Raw genomic sequence first — 14,997 nt, 5'->3', positions numbered from 1 at the left:
AACTTAAACAGACAATGATGACCGATTTTTTCATATTGAATTACATCTCGTCAAGCTTTTTTTCAAAAAAAAACGTTTTTTTTATGAAAACTTATGATCCGCGCGCCGGCCTTTTTCCTAATAGATTAGATTGATAAGAATAGATGATGAAATTGATAAGAATAGATGATGAAAAGGGAAAATACGTAAAATATGTTGATTTTTCAATGGATTTCCAACAAAAATCCCCGATTTCTCGGGGACGGGATTTCGTTGCATTGGGCGCGATTATAACGCTCGACCGGCGGATAAAAAAAGATAAAGGCTGATTCCTTAGGGAAAACGCAAACGCATGAGTCCCATTATTTTCTTTAAAAATGGTAAACCGCTCGAGACGGATTTATGCGGCTCTAATTAGGATGGGATTTTTTGAATCATTTGCGCTTTCACAATGAGAAACCTCATTTCTAAGTGTATTGGATAGGGGTGGTTAGAGGTTGGATTTTAATTTCAAATAGTTGCATTCGGCATACGAATATCATCTTACGGCATGAGAGCAGTGATTAAGAAATATGAATCATTATCTTTTTCTCATGAAAAAATAACTAAAAAAACGTTTTTTAATATACTTTTTAAAAAAATTGTGGTATATATTTCATGTTCGTTTTATGCGATTGATTATTTTTGGGTATTTTACGCATTATAACGTCTTGAATATTAATGATTTAAGCATTATTCGCCATCGGTTCGTTAACGGAGGGCATTATGAGAGGTTCAATGGTTCGAAAAGCGTATTTCCTGGTTCTTTTGGGAATAATGGTTACCTTGATATCCTCTGTTCATGCGGGCGCCCCGCTTATCAGCAACATCCGAGTATCCCAGCGGTGGGGGACGAATCTCGTGGATATTTCTTACGACCTGGAAGATTCGGATAGCGCCTCCGTGACGATCAGCGTCCAGGTGTTGGATGGCTTTGGCCGCAACATTCCAGCGAATTCGCTGACGGGGGATTTTGGCAAGACATCGCCCGGAAAAGACAAGCAAATCGTTTGGGATGCCGGAAAAGATAATCCGAATGTTTACGAAACGAACTACCGTATTAAAGTGGCGGCGGATGACGAATCCGGCGCTGGCGAGACCATTACGCTTACCATCGACAATTTGCCTTCCACTGCCAAGCCCCTGGAGATGGCGCTAATCCGGACGGGGATTGATTTTGAGATGGGATCGAAGAAGTTAGACGACACAGACGCGAAAGCCGATGAAGAACCAAAACATTGGGTGAAAATAACGAAAGATTTTTATCTTGGGAAGTATGAAGTTACTCAGGCGCAATGGAAAGCCTTGATGGGCAGCAATCCCGAATTGGATATCGGTGTTGGAATGAATTATCCAGTATACTATGTATCCTGGGATGAATGCCAAATCTTTATCCAAAAATTATGTCAATTGGGGCAAGGAACCTTCCGTTTGCCGACGGAGGCGGAGTGGGAATACGCTTGCCGTGCCGGAGCGAAGACTCGTTTTTATTGGGGGAACGATCCGAATTACTCTCTGATCGATGAATACGCTTGGTATAAGAACAATTCCGTCGAAAAAACCCACGAAGTAGGCACAAAAAAGCCGAACGCCTGGGGTTTGTACGACATGAGCGGGAATGTATGGGAATGGTGCCAGGACTGGTATGATAAGAACTGGTATAAAGGTAAAGATTCAATAACGGAAATTGATCCTAAGGGTCCAGATGTTGGTTCGGATCGCATAGCCCGGGGTGGCGCCTATAGCAGCGATCCCACAAAATTACGGTCGGCTTGTCGATACTCCTGGAAACCTAACGAATTGTCCAAATCCATGGGCTTACGGCTTGTTTTGGAATCGAATTGATTGCTTTTTTCTATTGTTTTTCGATGAGGGCGGACGGAAATTTGGACAAACCGCCAAGTTAGTCCTTTCATAATAATTGGAGGACAAAAATGAAACGCTGGCTGTTTCTCACTTTATCGTTAGCTCTTTTCGCCTCTCCAAGCAATTCTGATGTCCATAAAATCTTCTCTTTTCGTTTTACGCTTGATACGCGGCCTGTGGCCACTCCCATCATTGCAACGAATACGATTATAGTCACGGACGATTGGCTTAGTACGGATAATTTGTTAACAAAAACCGATGTGGATGCGCCGGATAAGAAATGCTTGACCATCCGCTGGAATTTTAAGGATCCCAAGATTCTATATTACGTTATCTATGCAACAAAGGATGGGGAAACGGAAAAGAAGGAAACCTTTGAAATCGCTAGAACCGATGATTCATCGATCGATTATTACAATTGGTTGGAACCAGAATTCGATCATTCGTATTCCTTCACTATCAATGGAATAACCAAACTAAACATCTATGATAAGCCAATAGAGTATATTCCATTGGGAAGCCGTGGGATTGTGCAATACAAAAGCAGCACGCCATTGCCAACAAATACGCCTACTCCTACGCCGCCAATTCCAACGCCTACTCCTACGCCGAAAACTCCGACGCTAACGCCTACGCGTACGCCAACGTTTACCATTACGCCTACGCCAACCATTACGCCTACGCGCACGCCTACGCCAACCATTACGCCAACGTATACGGGTACGCCAACGCGTACGCCTACGCCAACCAAAACGCCCACCATTACGCCGACTTTTACTCCGTGGCCGTTAAAACCTTTTACCATTCTGCTGAAGGTGCAATTAAAGAAAAGTTATTATGAATTGGAAATTGGAACGAATTCGGGAGCAACAGATAAATATGACGCAGAGTTTGATGAAATAGCGCCGAACAGCGATCTGATTTATTTGGGGGAAAGAACTTCAAACTTCTCTGGCTTTTCTAAGGATTATCGAGGTCTGACATATCCCGATCCTCAAAATAAGATACTTAAATGGCAAGTAACGCTGGATCTCCCGGCGAACGAATATGCGGTGATGAGATGGGATATTCCGGCATCGGTTACAGGCAAAGTCTATTTGCAGGAAAAAGATTCTAGCTTAGACATGTTTAAGAATATATATTATATGGTTAGTACGGAATATTCCTCTCGTATGTTTAATCTCTTTATCACGGTTGATATGAAACAAGACTATTTTCAATTGGAGATTAAATCGGGCTGGAATTTAATTTCCATTCCATTGTCTTTGTCTTTTTACGCATGGTTGCCTCCGGAAAGTTTGCTTTGGCCGAATGTCAACATCTGGAGATATAATAATTTTGCGCAAAAAGAGGAGCATCCCGCTTTTCTCAATTTGTTCGAGGGATATTGGGTGTATTCGGATATGGATCAGACTATGTGGATTAAGGGAATTGAAATACCCAATAGAGAGATCGCATTGGAGCCGGGATTGAATTTGATCGGCGTGTGCGAGGAAGTATCGGTGAATAGGATACAAAATAAGATTCGAATTTTTGAATATGAGCCAGGGAAAGGATATGAGAAGGATGAAAAAATGATGTTGTTGAATACTACAAGCAAGTTGCAGCGCGGGAAAGGCTATCAAGTGTACAACGACGAGAATTATCCCGTTTATATGTTGTCGGGATATCGAGCGAAGCGAATTGGAAGAATGTCGCAAAGTCAATCCTCGCCGGAAGCCAATCCCGCCATCCTTTACACGTTTATGGCGCAGTTTGAGGATGCGCCGATTCAAACGTTGGAGTTGGGTCGGGATGTAGAGGCGTCGGACGAATCGGGACGCGAAGATTATACGGCGCCTCATGTGCAGGCGGCGGGGGGAAATGCCTATTTCCTTACAGGGGCCGAATATAAACAAACGGTGCGGGATATTCGGAGCATGAAAGGGAAGCAAGAATGGCTGCTGCTCGTAGAGCAAAAAACCGAAGGAGAAGGTTCTCTCCGCTGGGATTCATCGCAATTTATTGCTTTGGAGACGGCGGAATTGGTGGAACTCGATTACAACACGCATAGGCCGTCAACCAGCGCAGCGCCGGTGCAATTGAGAAATCAAAACGCTGTATCTTTTATGAAATCGCAGGGTAAGGAACCTATGGTTCGAGTATTTCGCATCACGATATCAGAACCGTCCACACTCATGAATATATGGAAAAAAATGGATTAATTCATACAATCGTGAGATAGAATAATGCATAAAAGCGAATTGCAATTGATTGCAGAAGTAATAAAACTTTTGCCTTACTTTATTCTCTATTTAGAACGATTGTTTCTTTTGATGAGCGGTCCATAGCGAGAAAATAAATGCAGCGTTATTTTTGGGCTTAAAACACTTTACCATAGAAATAATATCTCAAAAAAAGGAGAGAGATCATGAAAAATTTAAATCGCAATACTTGTATGCTTTCGATCGCCGTTTTGTTGTTTCTCGGAGGAGCAGGATTTCCCGCTCAAGGGCAAGATTATCCGTCTACTCTTTTCGGATACGGAAACGGTGCAGACGGAGTTTTAACCGTTCCCACAACCAGCACCTATGATTTGAGTGTTAAAGGAGATGGAGTTGCTTATGAAGTGTATAGTCTCTCGCTAAATACGGCGACTCTCAAAGACGCTCCATTGACAAGTACGTTAAAAGTCGGTGATGAAGTGATGCTTATAAAGATAACGGCGCAAAATCGCCGTTGGAAAAATATTGGAAATTACGAATTTTTACGAATTAAAGAAATGTCGGGAAAGAAAATTACGTTCCTGACGAATCTCGTCAAGGAATATGGAAACTGGGGACAAACCGATGGTATAGAAAATTCGCAGACGGTGATTTTACAACGTGTACCCAATTATAAAGAGGTTAAAGGGGGCGGAACGATTACAAGCTCAAAATACGGCTTAGTCGTTTTTCGCGTGCAAAATACGCTAAACGATATAAAAATCAATGTGGACGGCAAAGGATTTGCTCCCAGCGTTGGGAGCGGCGGCGGACAAACCGCCGATGGCGACATCTATGGCGGCGTTAATGCCGGCGGCAACGCCAGCACTCTCAGCTCGATTCGTAAAGTGGGAACGCAAAACGACTCCACTCGAGCGATGGCGCTCGCCGATATCGACAATGACGGCGATATGGATTTAATCGTTGGAAACAATTCGACCAGTTATGGTGAATTAACTTCGGTGGGAGGAACGGGACAACTTCGCACCGATCCTTACTATGTAGGCGGTCAAAGTATAATTTATATGAACAATCTCAAACAACAGAGTTATTCAGGACAAGGAAAATTTACTGCTGGCGTAAAATTCCTTGGAACCGCTCAAGAAAATGTAACTTCTGTTGCCGTGGGGGATTTTGACAACAATGGCGGAATCGATATTGTCATGGGGTGCGATGGACAAGAAAACATCGTTTATTATACGGATGGTAGAGGAAATTTGCTGAATTTTAAGGACGATATGATCGGTTTAGTCGATCATAAGTCTTTTGGTCTTGGGCGCGAACACACTCAGTCCGTTGCGGTGGGAGATATCAATAACGATACTTACTTGGATATTGTAGTTAGCAATGATGGGGAACAAAATCTTGTCTATTTGAACGATGGGAAAGGTGAATTTAGCGATGATCGAGTCATTTCTTTCGGAACAGGAAGCGATCGTACAACGTGTCTTGTTTTGGTGGATTGGGAGAAAAACGGCGATTACTTAGGCGACGGCGATTTGGATATTGTCGCAGGCAATTGGGAAGGGCAAAACGCCGTATATATCAACGAGAATGGCCATTTCAATCAAGCGCTCCCCTTTGGATCCGGTAACGACAAAACGGCTTGTTTAACGGTTGGGGATGTGGATAATGATGGTAGACCGGATATAGCGGCGGGAAATTATGGGGAACAAAACTATATTTCATTTCACGAAAGGGACGGTAACAATATTAGTACAAAAATAGTCAATTTCGGCACGGGGAAAGATTCGACTCGTTCATTGGTTTTATACGATATTAACAAAGATCAAAAACTGGATTTAATCGTGGGGAATGACAACGGGCAACGTTCGATTGTTTATTTAAATCAAGGCGGAACGTTCCCATCGAATAAATACCTCTATTTCAGCAACGCGAACGATAAAGCGAGCAGTCAAACGACATGCCTTCTCGTGGCTGATATCGATAATGATCTTATCTCGGAAGTGATTGTAGGGAACTACAATCAAATGAATTATTTATTGCAACCCCAGATTAAAGCTGGATCGGAATATGCGCCCATTATCGTCGATTCGGATGGAACGCCCATGATTGAAGATATGGGCCATTTCGGAACCGGTTCCGATCATATCAACGCTATTGCAATGAAGGATTTGAACAAAGACGATAATTTGGACATCGTAGTAGGGTGCGAAGACGGACAAAACGTAGTCTATTACAATAATGGTCTTGATTATTGGGGATCGTTTCAAAGTTTGGGTACGAACGCAAACAACACGGAAATTACGAATGCCGTGGCCATAGCTGATGTTAACAAAGACGGTTGGGATGATATCGCTGTGGGAAAATGGGTTGCGACCAAAGAAAATGACGTGACGCGCCATAACGTGGTTATTTATCTCAATGATGGGAAAGGAAATTATGGAAGTAATGGTTATCAACTGAAAAAGGATATCCTGGACGTTTCTGAAATTGGTCAAACGTATGCGCTTGCTTTCGCCGATGTGGATAAAGATGGGGATATGGATTTAGCGGTGGGCAACGCCGGCGTCTGTTATGTCTATCTCAATTCCGTCGAAAAATACATGAATGGATTGGTTACTAAACCATTTCCAGATGTAAAAATTATCGGACAAGAAGACGATCAAATACGCTCCCTGTCATTTGGCGATGTTAATGGCGACGGTTTTCCAGATTTAGTTACCGGTAATGCGAAAGGCGTTAATTCTGTCTATATCAATCAACCGGAAAAAGACAGTAATAACAACATAATACGAGAAGGCGGCAATTTCCGCGATACGAATAAACGGATATTCGGCCAAGGAGAAGTTACAAACTGCGTTGCTTTAGCGGATATGGACAAAGATGGCGATTTGGATATAGTTTCCGCTGGACAATATATCTTTATTTATCTTAATGACGGCAAAGGAAATTTCGTCAAGTCAATTCCTTATAACCGATACAAAGATATTCAATCCTTGGTCTTGAAAGATATGAACAAGGACAATTTTATGGATATGGTAATTGGCGGTAAATGGAGTCAAAATCAAACTCCAAGCCAAATCATTTTGACGAGCGTAGACAGTTTCGGATCTGTGGAATTTGTTCCATTGCTGAGTTTTAGTAGTGATGACGATGACATCCATGCTATAGCCGTCGATGATGTGGATAAAGATAGCGATATGGATATTGTGGTAGGAAGACGCCTTAATATCATTAATAGTGAATCTGCAACCAGCGATAATGAAATAATAAAAAGAAATCAATTCGGCAGCGTTTACGTAACGTTGAATCACTATGGGCAAAGAGAAGTGAAAGCCCCAGAACCGGATAACGCAGATGAGTTTCTTTATTTTAATTCGTATAAGCTGCCAACGGATACGATTGTCGGCGGCGGCGGCGGCGCAAACGGCGCCGATGGTTTGAACGGTATATGGAATTTCAACCATAGAAAGTTGATTACCGGAGGGAAAAATATTGTCGACCTTTATCCCTATTCGAGAGAATTGCTCCTGCATAAACTGTTTATCGGCGGGGGCGGCGGAAAAGGCTATAACCATAATATCGACTCTTCCATAGACGCAAAGAAAATTGCGGGAGGCGCTGGAGGAGGTATTGTATGCGTATTTGCCAATAAAATCGGCAGTTCGAATATCCAAATATCCGCTATTGGCGGTCAATCCACGAATCGTTATGGCGGCGGCGGCGGCGGCGGTTCTGTTCTCGTAATATATCATGATGATACTAGCTCTACGATAGGCGATCTTCGCTTCGGAGGCGGAAAATTTACGTCAAATAATGTCGTTTGGGGCGGCGATGGCGGAGACGGGATATACTATTATCAGAGAGATGTTGATATTCCAGGGTTTACGACAATTACCCCCACCAATACGCCCGTACCAATTTTTACCCCTACAAATACGCCCGTTCCAATTATTCCCCCAACAAATACGCCTGTTATTGTTGTTCCCCCGACAAATACGCCTATTCCGGTTATTCCTCCAACAAATACGCCCACAAATACCCCTACAATTAAACCAACAAATACGCCTACAATACCTCCCGTTTATACTCCATCAATAAATCCGATAATTGGGCCATTTGAATTTCCAATATCCATAAAAATCGGTCCATCCAACTTCCAACTCGCTTTTGGAAAGAAAGAAGGAGCAACCGATAAATACGATGTCGGCATTGACACGTTAAGTCCTCCAGCCGATCCATCGGGAAGAGAAGCCTATTTCCTTATTAACGATGTCGCTGAAAAAAGCAAATTGTGGAAAGATATGCGGGATGTCAATACGGAAAATATGAAATGGAAGTTAATCATTACCGTTCCTCCCAACCAGGAAGCGGTGATCCAGTGGAATCCGGCTTCGTTGCCTGTTCTCGCGAATGTTCGCCTTATCGCCTATCTTGTGCCTACGGATGCTCAGGAAATACCCACCGGAAAATCGATGGACATGCAAAAGGAATCCTTAATCAACATTGCTTCTCAAGGGGGATTCGTAGCGCGTAAATTTTACTACCAGATTAATTTTAAAGTAGTGACTGTGGAGTCGGTAACTTACAATCTGATAAAGGGATGGAATTTGATATCCGTTCCTTTAAGCGTTGACAATAATATTACTCCTCAAATCGTTTTCGGCGTGAATACTCCAATATGGACCTACAATCCTCAAATATCGCAATACGAAATACCTTACAAATTCGAAACCCATAAGGGCTATTGGATTTTTGTTGCTCAAAATAGTACGTATGAAATAAAAGGTTATCGGGAAAATAATCTTCCCATCACGTTGCTTCCAATATGGAACCTTATTGGAGTGAATGACGAAGTATTGCGCAGTACGGAAGGAATAGGAGTCGTTTGGGGATACGACAACGTTGCCAAGAAATACATTCCAATTGCTCCTACAGATTACTTGGAGTTGCAAAAGGGATATTGGTTCCAAGTGAACGCTCCCGTTACATTATTTGAAACCCCTTCAGGAAAAGTACTTGGAAGAGGTCCGGTCTCTAAACCTGCATCCGTTCAGAATCCGGCGCGAATATACGTTTTGAATCCTTCTATCGGACAAGCTCCTTTAGCGAGTTTAGAGATGGGGAGGGACGCCGCCGCCGTGGATGGAATAGGCATAGAAGATTACTTGGCGCCGCCCGCAGTTCCCGATTCGGATGGCAATGCATATTTTTGGACTAACACGGGAATCGATTATGTCAATACCGTCCGAGATATTCGCAGTATGAACGGCGAACAAGAATGGATTCTCGAAATCGATCAGAAAACAAAAATACCTGCAGCGATAACGTGGGATACAACCAGTTTTTCCGGCGTATCCAAAGCGGAATTAGTAGAACTGGATCCCGCAACGCAGATGCCGTTAGCTGGAGCGAAAACGATTTCCATGAAAAGTCAAAATTCGCTGCAATTAACGGCTCCTACGGATCCAAGCGGTTCATCTCGATATTTCAAGATTGTATTGTCCGCAGAAACCAGCATAACGAATTGGCTGGATATGTAAAAAGGTAAAAAGCATTAATGGGGGACAATCATATACGGTTGTCCCCCATTTTTTCTAATTTTAAAACCGTCAATAGAATTTGTTTAATCGAATGAATAGATGGGACTTATTTATCTTACGGCATAGAATAGTTCCCGCGTCCGCAAATCCTTTCACCCGGACAGAATGCAAACAACTTGGTTTTTCTTCATCCCCGCCAAGGCCGAGATCGCGCCATCTGGCTGGACAGTAACTCGCTTGCGATGATGGAATCTTCTCGCACTTGAAAGTCGAACATTCCAGCGCAGATAAAATCCGCTCCATTGGCATAGGCGTATTGAAACGCCTCTTTGGGATGGATGGCTCCAGCCGCCATTACCTTGAAAGCAATCCAAGGCCGGTTCACTTTCTCCATGAACGCAATGGTTTCTTCCGGTTCCGTACACCAAACATTGTCATACGTTTTCCCCGTACTGACATGAAATTTCTCCCACGGATCATTAGCCGGATTGAATGTCCAATAATTTCGGCTATGTAATGTCTTGAGATAAAAATCGGGTTCCAATCCAGCTTTCTCGCAGGCGATCGGCACTTCAAGCGAATGCCCGCCGATCCCCGCAATTACGCCTTGGTCCTTTATGCACTGCAAGGCATTTTCCAGAAGATCGAGACGGTTGTCTTTTACGAGACAATCCGAAACATTCCCCTGGATGTAGGCGCCAACGGCTCCATTATCTATCGCGCGTTTTATATCGGCGCGAAACGGTTCGACGTCCATGGTTCGAGGCTTGATTTGCGCGATCCACTGAAGCCTGCCGCCCCGCTCGTTCCAATATTTGTGCGTAAGCCGGATGACTTGATCGTCTAACCGAAGAATCGCCGAATTGATTCCGCATTCCTCGGACAATTCCCAGGTTTCGAAAATCTTTTCATCAGTAAAGTAATTCTTCAGCAAGGGAGAGACATAAATTAAATCGCGGCTATGAGCGATTCCACTGGTTAGATTTCCCCCAACAATCAAGCGGGATACTGAAAGCTTGCCAATTCGACCCATTTTCATATTGTTGCTGGAACCAAGCGAAGGATTGGGCGGGGATTGTTCGATTTCCCGCGCGAGCAGGTTATGTTCTTCAAAGCTACATCCCAATATAACGCATGTTGAAGCGGCCATCGACTTATGCAGAAATGTTCTGCGTCGGATGCGGTTATCGTCTTGGAAATTATTTCGGTTCGTGTTTAACATATTTCCATTGTCCCTTCCTGCTATATTCCGTTTTCTCTTTGTTTCACTCGAAGATTGTTCCTATGAGCGAGAGGCGCACTTCCTGGCCCGCCCATTGCGTCAAATCCTCCATGAACCAGCAGGAACCAGGACTGACGGCGCGGTTGGGATCGAGTCCGCGGGCGGGGAAGGCGGCATCCGCCTGCCAGGGACTGCCGGCATCCTTGCGCGTCTCGACCAGGAGATGGAAATCGACGGGATACTACGCTCCGCCGAGGATTTCCTCTCCCCCTTGGAACTGGATATACTTCAGGTTGGGTATTTGGACGATGCGCTGGCCGAACACGCCGTAGTTTCCCTTTCCCGCCACCGGCTGAGCTTTCAAGTAGAGCACATCGCCCATGACGACGCCGATCTTGGGACCGCCAGTGCGCATGACGGCGGGACGCATCTTCACCACGCTTTGATTTTCGTCGTCAGCGACCAAAGCGACGCTGGAACGCTCCAAGTTGAGCCATTCGGTTTGGTCTTTATTTTCGACGAAATCGAAGACTTTTTCAATAGCTTTTTCTTGAGAATTGGCGGCGAGTACGAATATGGTCATAAATTTACCGCTTATTCCGTAACGCGGGGGACGCGGTAGAAGGGGGGAGCGCTGTCGGGGGCGTTTTTGAGGGCTTCTTCGTTGCTGAGGCAAGGCGCGATTTCGTCTTCGCGGAAGATGTTGGACATGGGCACGGCGTGGGACATCGGCTCGACGTCCGACACGTCCAGCGTTTTCAATTTTTCGACGTATTGCAGTATTTCCGCCAGGTGGCCGGTATAGAGTTTCGCTTCGTCTTCCGTAAGTTCCAGGCGGCTCAAGAGAGCGATATGTTTGACTTCTTCGCGGCTGATGTTCATGTTCGTCCTTTGGTTTTAGGCGTTGTTGATTTTCGTGGGATGATCCTCGCCGGGGGAATTTTCTTCATCCGGCTCTTTGAGATAAATTTGCGCGGGTGGGGATAAGAGAATCGGTTCGGATTTCGTCTCTCGCGGCAATATTTTTTGTATGAGAACCTGGACTTCCTTCACGTTTTGCAGGCCGAGGGTATCCACCAGTTCGCGATGGATTTTTTCCTGGAACATCTTCGTGAATTCCGGCACGTTGCGTTGCAGTTCCAGCACGACCTTGGTTTTGAGCAACAACTCGCCCTCGACCGCTTCCGCCCGCACATGCAGATCGCGCACGCCGTTGATGTTGATGGCTTTGCGTTTGATGAAGTCTTCGATGGCGTCCAACGAGACGCCGATGGCGCCGGATTCGTCTTCCAAAATGATATGCTTGCGCATTCGGGGTTCGAATCCGAAAATCATCGCCAGCAACGACAGGCTGCAACCCAGCGAAAGCAAAGCAAACGCCCAAAATGCGATTTTACCCCATGCATCCATATAGATATTGGGAAGCCAAACGCTGATGCCCAACAGCAATGAACTGTTCCCCAACACGATCAGCCAACAGGCGAGGGATAGACAGATTAAGATGACAAACGACGCCAGCAGGGTAAGTTGTCTCATGAACTTCCTATCAGGCTCTCTTATTGATTGACGGCATTGGCGCGCATCGATTCGTGATCCAGCAACAGCGGCGTTTTTTCCGGTTCCATTTCGAAAACGCTCTCTACATTGATAGAAATCTTATCGACGTTCAATCCGGCGCCCAATTGCAGCGTCCGGGCGATTTTGCCTTGCAACTCGCGGGCTTCCTTGATGATCCGGGTTCCATAGAGGACGGAGATAATCAAAATCGCTTCCACATGTCCTTCGACGAAGTTGACGCGAATGCAGCGTTCCGCCGTTTTTCGGCTGACCGGCTCCCCCTGTTTCGTTCCCGGAAAGCGAAAAGAACGATTTTTTTCCACCTCTTTCATGATGAATCGCCGAACGATGGTGGCGGAAATTTGAACTCGTCCTAAATCCGTATCGAAATAACCGATCATTACTACCTCCGGGTTGTTTCGCCAATTCTAATCTCTATTATCATACATCAATATAGAAATAAAAAAATAGCCCTGAATTTCTCTCTTGAAAGGTCTTTCATCTTCATATCCTTCATTACTTCGGCATAAAGGATAGCCGCCTGTATGTCCTCAGGCGTCAACTGAGAAAAGGCATCCAGAAAATCCGCCTCGCTTGCTCTCTCGCTGAGTTTGCGCAGGATGAGTTCCACTGGAATCCTGGTTCCACGAACCACAGGTTTGCCCAGCATGATATCAGGATTGATTTCGATGCGATTGATTAAGGTCATCGTTAAAAAGCCCTTCAATACTTTGTTAACGCGGCGCCGCTGAGTAGAAAAACACGATCTATCTTATTTTACTCATGTTACGCAGCCTGGGTGTGCAGGCGTCCCGCCTACGCATTGGAAAAACCATCCAAGAGCGGCGAATGGACTTTATATCAGTTACGTTTTTGAATCACGAAAACACGAAATAACTCGAATTCCACGAAATATTCGAATCGCGGATTTCACGGATTCTTTTGGATATCACGGAAAAATCTTTCATTCGGCGCGATCCTTTGCGTCAACCATTTTTTTCGTGTTTTTCTTTTTCCTTTTATGTTTTCGTGATTCGAACGACGAGAATAAGAGATTCCTTTAATTACTCATCGCGCGTAACATGAGTTATTTTATCTATTCGAAGTCAGGATATTCGTCGCAGGGAAATTTTCCCTTGGCGTTTCGATTTGGCAAGTTCAAGAAAAAATAAATGCCCAGCAGCAACAGCGCGAAAAGTTTTAAGGACATGAAAAGCGTCATCCACCCTTCCTTGTAGAGCGGATGGTCGTGCAGAAAGGGAATCGCCATGATGGCGATGGATAGGCCCAGAAGAACGAGGCCGCGCGACCGTCCATCCAACGCCAAACGCCAGGCCGCCGCGATGGGCAAAATCGCTTGCGCGAGATAGTGATCCCATAACAAGCTGGGCAATAGCAGCATTCCCAGAATCCATAAACTGTATTCTTCGATCCGGCATTCGCCGGAGCCTAACTTATTTCCCCAAGCCAACGCGGCCAGAATCGCCAGCGCCGTCAGATAGGAAAACGCCTTCGCCGTCCGGGGCGAGTTGGCGGCTCCTTGCGTAGAGGGATTGTTGGTCAGAAGGCGATGCCAGAGGGCGGACGGCGCCTGGTTGTGTGGTTCTACGTGGTAATGCTGGTTGAAGCGATCATACGGCGGTGGCAGGTTAGACCACGTGGAAGAGCCGTAAGACATCTGCCGCGCTTCGCGCAGAAAGGATCGATGGATTTCTGCGCCGAAACAGGAATAGGAAATAATAATCGATAAGCCGATGACTACGAATCCGCCCGCCGCCGCCCGCCAGCGGCCTTTCCAAAGAAAATAGAGCAATAGAATAGCGGGCGTGATTTTGATTGCCGCTCCCAAGCCGATGACGGCGCCCGCCGCCGCCTCGCGCTTTCTTTGCCATAAAAACCATCCGCCGCTAAGGATCAACAGCATGAACGTATTCATCTGTCCGGCGGAATAGGTTTTGGGCAGTGGAATGAAGCAGGCGGACAAGGCCATCAATCCTCCCCACCAAAGCCAGGCTGATTCCTCTTCGCGGCGGAAGCTGCGCACGATGAGAGCGAGAGAGAAAAAATACGCTGCGTGACTGAGAACGAAAAAGAGCGTCCAGGCGTTATTATAGGAGAAATGGCTCAGCGGAATGAGTAAAATTGCGAAGAAGGGAGGATAGACGAACGGATTGAGGCCAGTAGGGATATGCAAATAATTCTTGGCGTTCCAAATCAAGTTGAAATCAAAAAAATTCCCGCCCCGATCCGCTATATAGCCGCCCAAATAGAGATGGGCGAAATCGTTGCGATGGGAGTAATAGGATTGATAGACGGAAGAGTGAAAATAAAAAACAGCTCCAACGATCAATAATAGTATTCCAATAACGCGCTGTTGGTCCCGATCCATTGCTTGTCTTCGATCCAATATCAAGGAATCTCTCATGAGCAGTAAGGCTAGATGCTTAGTATGGCTGAATTTTTACAATGAGAAAGCGCGAAAAGGCGCGAATAGCGCAAAATTATTGAATCTCGGATTCCTCGGATGTTTTTTGGGATGCCGCGGAAAATACTATTGCGGCGTTATCCCTTAAGTTGGTTAAAT

10 protein-coding genes are annotated in these 14,997 nt (G+C 45.2%); 3 read left to right on the top strand and 7 right to left on the bottom strand.

All coding sequences use genetic code 11. From position 1 onward, the window contains the following. Positions 1–756: 756 nt before the first annotated feature. The 3 genes from AB1656_10070 to AB1656_10060 all read left to right on the top strand — a co-directional run bounded on the left by AB1656_10070 (position 757) and on the right by AB1656_10060 (position 9,634). Complete coding sequence (locus AB1656_10070) at positions 757–1,863, top strand: formylglycine-generating enzyme family protein (GenBank protein MEW6235721.1); 1,107 nt, start codon at positions 757–759, stop codon at positions 1,861–1,863. 89 nt (positions 1,864–1,952) lie between these two features. Continuing rightward, positions 1,953–4,088: a hypothetical protein gene (locus AB1656_10065; GenBank protein ID MEW6235720.1), complete on the top strand. Its 2,136-nt coding sequence runs from the start codon at positions 1,953–1,955 to the stop codon at positions 4,086–4,088. A gap of 206 nt (positions 4,089–4,294) precedes the next feature. Further along, positions 4,295–9,634 (top strand): FG-GAP-like repeat-containing protein, encoded by a 5,340-nt coding sequence (locus AB1656_10060; protein MEW6235719.1) that lies wholly within the window; start codon positions 4,295–4,297, stop codon positions 9,632–9,634. 187 nt (positions 9,635–9,821) lie between these two features. Here AB1656_10060 and AB1656_10055 read toward each other — a convergent pair whose 3' ends face one another. The 7 genes from AB1656_10055 to AB1656_10025 form a co-directional block, all read right to left on the bottom strand. After that, positions 9,822–10,856 (bottom strand): hypothetical protein, encoded by a 1,035-nt coding sequence (locus AB1656_10055; protein MEW6235718.1) that lies wholly within the window; start codon positions 10,854–10,856, stop codon positions 9,822–9,824. 241 nt (positions 10,857–11,097) lie between these two features. Continuing rightward, the gene (locus tag AB1656_10050) at positions 11,098–11,439 is read right to left on the bottom strand and encodes a hypothetical protein (GenBank protein ID MEW6235717.1); all 342 of its coding nucleotides are present in this window, start codon (positions 11,437–11,439) and stop codon (positions 11,098–11,100) included. An 11-nt stretch (positions 11,440–11,450) separates the two neighbouring features. Next, complete coding sequence (gatC, locus tag AB1656_10045; protein MEW6235716.1) at positions 11,451–11,738, bottom strand: Asp-tRNA(Asn)/Glu-tRNA(Gln) amidotransferase subunit GatC; 288 nt, start codon at positions 11,736–11,738, stop codon at positions 11,451–11,453. Positions 11,739–11,753: 15 nt separating this feature from the next. Further along, positions 11,754–12,392 (bottom strand): alkaline shock response membrane anchor protein AmaP, encoded by a 639-nt coding sequence (gene amaP, locus AB1656_10040; GenBank protein ID MEW6235715.1) that lies wholly within the window; start codon positions 12,390–12,392, stop codon positions 11,754–11,756. Between the two features lie 20 nt (positions 12,393–12,412). Then, positions 12,413–12,814 carry an Asp23/Gls24 family envelope stress response protein gene (locus AB1656_10035; GenBank protein MEW6235714.1) on the bottom strand — a complete coding sequence of 134 codons (402 nt, stop codon included), beginning with the start codon at positions 12,812–12,814 and terminating at the stop codon, positions 12,413–12,415. Between the two features lie 47 nt (positions 12,815–12,861). Then, positions 12,862–13,122, bottom strand: a complete 261-nt coding sequence (locus AB1656_10030; protein ID MEW6235713.1) for a DUF433 domain-containing protein — start codon at positions 13,120–13,122, stop codon at positions 12,862–12,864. Positions 13,123–13,509: 387 nt separating this feature from the next. Next, a complete protein-coding gene (locus AB1656_10025; GenBank protein MEW6235712.1) occupies positions 13,510–14,802 on the bottom strand; it encodes a glycosyltransferase family 87 protein in 1,293 nt (430 codons plus the stop codon). Positions 14,803–14,997: the final 195 nt, after the last annotated feature.

Source organism: Candidatus Omnitrophota bacterium (assembly GCA_040755155.1).
In the GTDB taxonomy this organism is placed as follows: Bacteria; Hinthialibacterota; Hinthialibacteria; order Hinthialibacterales; family Hinthialibacteraceae; genus JBFMBP01.
Note: the sequence above shows the minus strand (reverse complement) of the source record. Positions and strands in the feature narration are given on the sequence as shown.

Bases quoted from the DNA above. Each gene is read 5' to 3' on its own strand.
- AB1656_10070 (MEW6235721.1), top strand. From the start codon at position 757: ATGGTTCGAAAAGCGTATTTCCTGGTTCTTTTGGGAATAATGGTTACC.
- AB1656_10065 (MEW6235720.1), top strand. From the start codon at position 1,953: ATGAAACGCTGGCTGTTTCTCACTTTATCGTTAGCTCTTTTCGCCTCT.
- AB1656_10060 (MEW6235719.1), top strand. From the start codon at position 4,295: ATGAAAAATTTAAATCGCAATACTTGTATGCTTTCGATCGCCGTTTTG.
- AB1656_10055 (MEW6235718.1), bottom strand. From the start codon at position 10,856: ATGTTAAACACGAACCGAAATAATTTCCAAGACGATAACCGCATCCGA.
- AB1656_10050 (MEW6235717.1), bottom strand. From the start codon at position 11,439: ATGACCATATTCGTACTCGCCGCCAATTCTCAAGAAAAAGCTATTGAA.
- gatC (MEW6235716.1), bottom strand. From the start codon at position 11,738: ATGAACATCAGCCGCGAAGAAGTCAAACATATCGCTCTCTTGAGCCGC.
- amaP (MEW6235715.1), bottom strand. From the start codon at position 12,392: ATGAGACAACTTACCCTGCTGGCGTCGTTTGTCATCTTAATCTGTCTA.
- AB1656_10035 (MEW6235714.1), bottom strand. From the start codon at position 12,814: ATGATCGGTTATTTCGATACGGATTTAGGACGAGTTCAAATTTCCGCC.
- AB1656_10030 (MEW6235713.1), bottom strand. From the start codon at position 13,122: ATGACCTTAATCAATCGCATCGAAATCAATCCTGATATCATGCTGGGC.
- AB1656_10025 (MEW6235712.1), bottom strand. From the start codon at position 14,802: ATGGATCGGGACCAACAGCGCGTTATTGGAATACTATTATTGATCGTT.